The sequence below is a fragment of the Spongiactinospora sp. TRM90649 genome (assembly GCF_029382225.1).
Classification (GTDB): domain Bacteria; phylum Actinomycetota; class Actinomycetes; order Streptosporangiales; family Streptosporangiaceae; genus Spongiactinospora.
In genome coordinates this window covers 179,748-186,321 of the sequence record NZ_JARLTC010000025.1, presented here as the reverse complement: position 1 = coordinate 186,321, position 6,574 = coordinate 179,748, and the positions used below count along the sequence as shown (strand labels likewise).

8 protein-coding genes are annotated in these 6,574 nt (G+C 66.8%); 5 read left to right on the top strand and 3 right to left on the bottom strand.

What is annotated here, in order from left to right:
* Positions 1-562: 562 nt before the first annotated feature.
* Together P3X83_RS26680 and P3X83_RS26675 are read left to right on the top strand one after the other, a co-directional pair.
* Positions 563-1,030, top strand: a complete 468-nt coding sequence (locus tag P3X83_RS26680; protein WP_277307962.1) for a hypothetical protein — start codon at positions 563-565, stop codon at positions 1,028-1,030.
* Positions 1,031-1,201: 171 nt separating this feature from the next.
* Positions 1,202-1,441 (top strand): peptide deformylase, encoded by a 240-nt coding sequence (locus P3X83_RS26675; protein ID WP_346742752.1) that lies wholly within the window; start codon positions 1,202-1,204, stop codon positions 1,439-1,441.
* Here P3X83_RS26675 and P3X83_RS26670 read toward each other — a convergent pair.
* Positions 1,356-1,811 carry a Fur family transcriptional regulator gene (locus P3X83_RS26670; RefSeq protein WP_277307961.1) on the bottom strand — a complete coding sequence of 152 codons (456 nt, stop codon included), beginning with the start codon at positions 1,809-1,811 and terminating at the stop codon, positions 1,356-1,358. The genes P3X83_RS26675 and P3X83_RS26670 overlap by 86 nt on opposite strands.
* Before the next feature lie 233 nt (positions 1,812-2,044).
* On the opposite strand from P3X83_RS26670, the gene P3X83_RS26665 reads away from it, so the two are divergent.
* Both P3X83_RS26665 and P3X83_RS26660 read left to right on the top strand, forming a co-directional pair.
* A complete protein-coding gene (locus tag P3X83_RS26665; RefSeq protein WP_277307960.1) occupies positions 2,045-2,647 on the top strand; it encodes a superoxide dismutase in 603 nt (200 codons plus the stop codon).
* A gap of 94 nt (positions 2,648-2,741) precedes the next feature.
* Positions 2,742-3,200, top strand: coding sequence for a GNAT family N-acetyltransferase (locus P3X83_RS26660; RefSeq protein ID WP_277307959.1), 459 nt, complete (start codon positions 2,742-2,744; stop codon positions 3,198-3,200).
* A 150-nt stretch (positions 3,201-3,350) separates the two neighbouring features.
* On the opposite strand, the gene P3X83_RS26655 is transcribed toward P3X83_RS26660, so the two are convergent.
* Positions 3,351-3,611, bottom strand: coding sequence for an enoyl-CoA hydratase-related protein (locus P3X83_RS26655; RefSeq protein WP_277307958.1), 261 nt, complete (start codon positions 3,609-3,611; stop codon positions 3,351-3,353).
* Positions 3,612-4,110: 499 nt separating this feature from the next.
* Positions 4,111-5,370, bottom strand: coding sequence for a lipase (locus P3X83_RS26650; RefSeq protein ID WP_277307957.1), 1,260 nt, complete (start codon positions 5,368-5,370; stop codon positions 4,111-4,113).
* Positions 5,371-5,491: 121 nt separating this feature from the next.
* Here P3X83_RS26650 and P3X83_RS26645 point away from each other — a divergent pair, with 121 nt between their 5' ends.
* On the top strand, positions 5,492-6,427 hold the full coding sequence (locus tag P3X83_RS26645) for a hypothetical protein (protein ID WP_277307956.1): 936 nt from the start codon (positions 5,492-5,494) through the stop codon (positions 6,425-6,427).
* The last annotated feature ends 147 nt before the right edge of the window (positions 6,428-6,574 follow it).

The window sequence follows — 6,574 nt, the reverse complement described above, 5'->3', positions numbered from 1 at the left end:
CCCCAGCGGCGGGCGGCAGGAGGTCGGGAGCCCCGGTGGCGGTGACGGGCGACCGGAGCCCCCGACCCGCCGGAGCGGGGGGCCCCGCCGGCCCCCCCCCCCCCCCCCTTCTCGACCCGTCAGATGTGGTTGTTCAGCAACCGGCTGCGGGTCTTCTTCCGACGGACCACGATCACGAGGGGCTTCTTGATCATGATGTTTCCTCCTTTCCTGGGAAGCGGCTCGGCCGGCTCCCGGTTGGGCATCGGACAACCGACAAGTCGGGCGAAGAGCCCGGCTGGTTCCCGAAGATCCGCAGATCTTCTTCGGCGCGAGACGGAACGGTGGGCTTTCAGGGGATAGGCGGATCGGCATGTGGCTTGAATCCGTTTCCGCACCCTCCTGGTCGTTCAGGCGTACGTCGGCCTGATGGCTTCCCGGAAGACGCCTCGGTGGAATCCCGTGCCTGGTGCTGATCCCGGAGCTGCCCGTACGTTCGGCCCGCTCTAGGTCTCGGCCAGACGGGCACGGACCCAGGGATGCTGTGGCCCACGGCCGCGGCCAACCGGGTGAGCGTCCAGCCTTGGGCGCGGTGTTCGGTGAGCCACTGGTGCAGATCGGCCCTTCCGACCCGGGCGGCGGCTCGGGCGATGTTCGTGCCGGTCCGGGAGCGCCTGCCGGCGGCGCTGTTCGTGCCGATGGCTCGTACGGGGATGGCGTGGGCGAGCAGGTTGCGGCGCAGTACGGCCCGGCTCACGCCGAGCCGGGCGGCCAAGTCCTCGATGCTGTGCCGCCGCTCGGCGTACAGGTGGCGCAGGCCGTCGCCCACCTGCTCGAACCCCAGGTCGCGCAAGCCCTGGGAGAGGCGGGCCTCGGCGGCGGTCGTTCGGGTCCGGCGTCCGGTGGCGAGTTCCCGCGGGCGTCGCGGCGTTGCCCGGTGGACGGCCGGCCGTCATGGGCGAGCGTGGCCAGTTCGCCCGAACGGGCCAGTCCCTGGCCGCGGCCCAGGTTGGCCCGGGTGCGGGCGGATCGTTCGTACAGGCCGCGCTGAGCGGCGCTGCGCGTGGTGGAGTACTCATGCGAAGCCAGGGCCTTCGTGGCGAACAGCCCGAATGCCCGCCGGCATCGCGCTTCGCATTCCGTCCGCCGCGCTCTGCACCGACAACGGCGCCATGATCGCCGCGGTTGGCGACCTCCTGGTGACGGCCGGCCCGACCGGGCGATCTGCCACGGCTTCGACGTCGCCGGGGCACCGATCACCGTCCAGGGCACGGGTGTGCTGGCCCGCTGCTTCCAGCACGAGACCGATCACCTCGACGGCATGCTGTACGTCGACCGGCTTGCGGCCGCCGTACGCGAGGCGGTCCTGCGGGAGTTCAGCGAACGGCGGAAGGCGTCGGCGGACGCCGACCGGTCTGGCACCGGCGACAGCGACCGTGCAGCACCTGCCCGGTCGGATTGAGGTCGAAGCCGCACCGGGTGGCAAGCTGTGCCACGAACGAGTCGAGTCGTTCCACGGGGATCTCGACGAGCACGCCGCACCGCTCGCAGACGAGGTGGTGATGCGGCGGCATGACCAGGCCGAACAGCGTCTCTCCCGCATGGTCGACGCTGTGCAGCACGCCGCATTCCCTCATTGTCGAGACGTTTCTATACACCGTGGACATGTTGATCGTCGGCTGTTCCTCGTGGGCTCGGCTGCGCAGCTCCGCGACGCTCAGATGAGTGGCGGCCTGCTCAAGGATCCGCAGAATGGCCATTCGCGGGCTCGTCCGGCGTAACCCCCGGTTGACGAGCAGCTCCGCGAGGGCCGGGTCCATCGCCGTGCCCATCGGTCCTCCATGCACCCTGATGAAAGCCACCTCCTCACTGCAATCCCCTTGCATCTGCAATCTATCCGCACTTTGGGCGTATGGGACCTATACGTCTTAACCCCCCACCTGGCGAGTTACCCGGGCAATGCCTGCGGATCGTGCCCTGGGTCGCTGCGGGCCCGTACGGCGTCCTCCTGCAATACTGACGTTGTTGCATATAGCTTGCAGTTACTGGGACAAGGGGATAGACGATGGGTCAGTACTCGCTTCCTGACATGCCCTACGACTACGCCGCCCTGGAGCCGGCGATCACCGGGGAGATCCTGGAGCTCCATCACGCCAAGCACCACGCCGCCTACGTCAAGGGGGCCAACGACACCCTGGAGAGGCTCTCCGAGGCCCGCGACAAGAGCGAGTTCGGCGGGCTGGTCGGCCTGGAGAAGACCTTCGCCTTCAACCTGTCCGGCCACGTGCTGCACACGATCTTCTGGCAGAACCTCTCACCCGACGGCGGGGACCGCCCCGACGGCGCGCTCGGCGACGCCATCACCGAGCACTTCGGCACCTTCGAGGCGTTCCAGAAGCAGCTCACCACCGCCACCGCCACCGTCCAGGGCTCCGGCTGGGGCGTGCTGGCCTGGGAGCCGCTCGGCCGCCGCCTGGTCGTCGAGCAGATCTACGACCACCACGGCAACGTGGGCATGAACACCACTCCGCTGCTCGTGTTCGACGCCTGGGAACACGCCTACTACCTGCAGTACCGCAACGTCCGCCCGGACTACGTGGAGAAGCTGTGGGGCCTGGTCAACTGGAACGACGTCATCGCGCGCTACACCGAGGCCACGGGCGCCTGAGCCGATGGACCCGGCACCCGCCCGCCCGCGGCTCCGTCCGATCGGCCCGCCCGGACGACCGGGTGCCGTGGTCCGTCTCGTTCCCCCACACGATGTGGAGCGCCACATCCTCTCGATCGCCGACATAGGCGAACGGAGTTTCACCAGACCACCGTGGCGCGAACCGTGCCCGGTCGCCAGAAGCGTCGCCTCCCGCCTCCTGGCCGACAGCGAACGCCCGGGTTTCGTCCTCGCCCTGGCACTCACCGATGACGAGGTGCACGGCTTCGCCTACGGCCACCGCTGCTCGGCGCTGGCCCTCGCGCTCGCGAAACCGCCGGACGACGACTTCACTTTCAGGGAACTCGCCGTCGTACCCGAATCATGCGGAACCCGACTCGGCCTGGCCCTGCACGACGCCGTCCTCGCCGCCGCCACCGGTGGCACCAAATGGCTGTCCACGCACGCCGGTGCACGGGCCGCGATCGGCCTCTACCGCAGCAGGGGATGGCAGGCCGTGGCCGTGCGCGGCCCGGCACAGGTGATCATGCGTAAGACCGTCCTCGAACAGTGATCATCCAGTGCCGTAACCACGCAGGCGTACACGAGCTCTCCCGATGCGAGAGACATGAAGCCTGCGCGCCACGGGCACGGCATAGGGCCCGCCGAAACGTGCCTCCGAACCGGCCTCGCGTGCCGAACGGCACCTTTCCTGATCTGGTTTTCAGCGGTTGGTGAAGACGGCGGGGCGCTTCTCGGTGAAGGCGGCCATGCCCTCTTTCTGGTCGGCGGTCGCGAAGGTCGCGTGGAAGCTCCGCCGTTCGAAGCGGACGCCTCCGGCGAGCGTGGTCTCAAAAGCGCGGTTCACGCTCTCCTTGGCCATCATGACGATCGGCGTGGACATGCCCGCCACGGTCTCCGCCACCCGCCACGCCTCGCCGAGCAGGTCGGCGGCCGGTACGACCCTGAAACGGCCGGCCCTCACCGCACTCACCGGGCACTGCGTCGGCCGCTGCCGACCGTCACCGGTCCTGCCGTCGCTGCGAAAAGACGAGCGCGGCCGACCACGGCCCGCCCTGATGCTCATGATCGCCGTGTCATGATCGCCGTATGTCTGTGTACGTGAGCCGGCGTCGGCCTGAACGTGGCGGAAGAGTCTGACGCGACAACGCGACCTTGAGTATTTCCGCAGGTCGTGGTGGCCATCTGCACCATGATCCATCTCACCGCTAGTGGCTGTCCTCTCGTTCCTCGACCCGGTGTCACCAGGGGCGAAGTAGAGCTTTCGCGCAGGTCGTGGACATCTCAGAACCGTCTTCAGAACGTCGGTTGTGAGAGGAGTTCTGCGAACGGTGACCTGGGCGAACGCCTCGTCGAACAAGGGCAACCCTGACCTCGCACAATCGAGTTCTGCGAATCACTCACCGTCACCATCGTCACGCAGGGCTACCTTGCCCCTGGTGACGGCGACTCGAGTGGAGGGCCTAGTCGATGAAGTCAATGTCCGGGTACCCAGGGGATTCACCGTCGAACAGGTGCCGGTCCCGTCCGCGAAGGTGCAGATCGAAGAACGCGCCGATGTAGTCCCGTTGCGCGGCCAGCGAACGACGGGGATCGATGGTGCCGATGACCGCCTCACGCTTCTCCGGCGCCACGCGCGCGCCGAGTTGCGGCACGATGCTCTGCAGATCGCTGTAAGCCAGGTGTGTGCTGCCGCCGCGCAGGAGCAGATCCCGCTTCCAGCCTCGCTGGCTGGCCCAGAAGTCCGCCCAGCTGCGGTCGAATTCTGGATTCCGGTGCGTGTGCTCGAGCGGTTTCCCGTTCGCGTCGATGCCCACGGCGCCCATCAGGAGGAACGGCCTGTCTAGGCCGCGTTTCGTGACTTCGCCCGGCACGTAAGGATTTCCCGGGGGATAGCCGATCGCGGTCGCCATCGCGCCGTCCAGGTTGATCCCGGCGTCGACACGGCGGTCGTGGACCATCGTCTCGCCCGCGGTGAACCCGCCGGATGAGTGCCCATAGGCGCCGACCCGGGACAGGTCGAGCGACCGGCCGAGCCCGCGGGGCAGCGGCCGCTTCCCCGCGTCGGGGTTCTTGCCCTGGGTGATCTCCGTGAGCTGGTCGAGGACGAACCGGCTGTCGGCGACCCGGGCGTCAATCGCCTTCTTGAGTTCGGAGTCATCAGCCTCGGACACCGCGAGTTCGAGCCGCCCGCCAGGAAAGTCGACCGCCAGGCTCTCGTAGGTGTGCGAGAGCGAGACCACCACGTAGCCGCGGCTCGCCAGATCGTCGACGATCGCCGTGTACATCTCCCGCGGGTAGCCGAAGCCGGGAGAGAAGAGCGCGACCGACTTCGGCGCGCCGTGCGCCACGGGGACGCCGGTCTTGGCTCTTCGCTTCGCCGATGCCCAGTCGATGGAGCCGGCCGGGAGATCGAGGAAGTCCTCGCTCGCCAGCGCCTGGTCGATGACAGTGCTCATGCCGGGCGTGACCCACGGTGCCCGCGGGCCCCCGGCGAACCGGTCGGCCGGGTAGGTGACGGTGACCATGAGTTCCCGGCGCCGTTCCGGTTTCCACGGATCGGGGCGGGACGGGTCGACGAGGTGGAGGTCGGTGGTGCCGACGTCGTACTGGCCGGTGAGAGTCGGCGCGGTGAGTTCGGCCTGCTCCGCCGCCACGGCGGGAGCGGTCGCGGTGAGCCCGCCCGCGAGCGCGAGGCCCGCGATCAGCGCCGAACCCCGCATCACCCTGGTGTGTCCCGATAACACTGCTGGAGTCCTTCCGGATCAGGGCGGCCCCGCGGCCGCCTACTTCCAACCCTGGCAGCGCCCCGGCGCTACGCGCATCCCCCCTCGGGAGGAGGCTGTGCTCATCCGTGAGGGCACGGTAGGCCGACGCGGCCTGCGGGCGACAGAATGCCGCAGGGAACTCCTAAACTTCGTCGGCAAAGCGGAGAGCCTGGGGTTGAAGGAGCTATTTCTACCCATAATTTACGCGCCCATCAGGCAGTTGGACGACTCCGAAGATAGCGACGATGAGATCGTCTCTCTGATCAGGCGCACCCAGTATTCCGATTGGCGTCAACTCCGCCTACTAGATGAGAATTCGTCGACATACCGCGAGGCGGTGAACCATCTCGCAACCCGCCTGGTCGATATTGCAGACGCACTACAGGAGAACCCTCCCGAACTACCGACTGCCGAGGGACTGGCGAAGGACGCGCCGATTGTGGATGGTCCAGGGATCATCGATATCATGGCCGACGCGGAAGCAGCTATTCCTATATGGGTCCAGAGCATGGAGGACCTCGTACGCTTGATGCATGAACTGCAAGAGGCTGTGGTCCCCATGGCCGAAGAGCTACGTGCAAATGACCAAGCAGGCAAGGGTTTTACGGGTCGTCTTCAACTGATGCGTAAGTTTGCAACACAAATAGATCCGATCGCCGACCGTCTGATGGCAATTGCGAACCGTTACGCAGATCAGATCGTAACCATCAATCCTGCTGTGCTCGCCGCCATTCGAGAGCTTCAAGAGGGTTCGGGAGCCAGTACAGCAGAGGAGCGGGCGACCTTCATCAGGACAATGAGCGACCTGGCTCAGAACATGTATCCGGTAGTGCGTGGAATGGATGAGTTGGTCCAGAATATCAACCGAAGCAAGAATGTCAGTAGAGATCTAAGCAGGCCACTCAACAAGCTGACTCGGGCTCTCAGCTCCCTACAGGACGGTTATGTACTGATAGAACAGTGGACACGTCCGGTCGGAGAATTCGCCGACGCGGATCGAACCATTGATTAGGTTGCTGCGACATTTCACGTCGGCTAATTGGACCTGCGGCCCCGTTTACCCTCATCCGTTTGGATCCGTGGCCCGAGCGCGGGCGCGCGCGAGAACGGCCTCCAGGCCGCAAGCGCAGCGTGCGGCCTGCGGCTCGGGCCACGGGCG

What these genes read in the sequence shown, in the direction of transcription:
- P3X83_RS26650 (WP_277307957.1), bottom strand. Translation starts at nt 5,370, where the DNA reads ATGCGGGGTTCGGCGCTGATCGCGGGCCTCGCGCTCGCGGGCGGGCTC.
- P3X83_RS26670 (WP_277307961.1), bottom strand. Translation starts at nt 1,811, where the DNA reads ATGGGCACGGCGATGGACCCGGCCCTCGCGGAGCTGCTCGTCAACCGG.
- P3X83_RS26665 (WP_277307960.1), top strand. Translation starts at nt 2,045, where the DNA reads ATGGGTCAGTACTCGCTTCCTGACATGCCCTACGACTACGCCGCCCTG.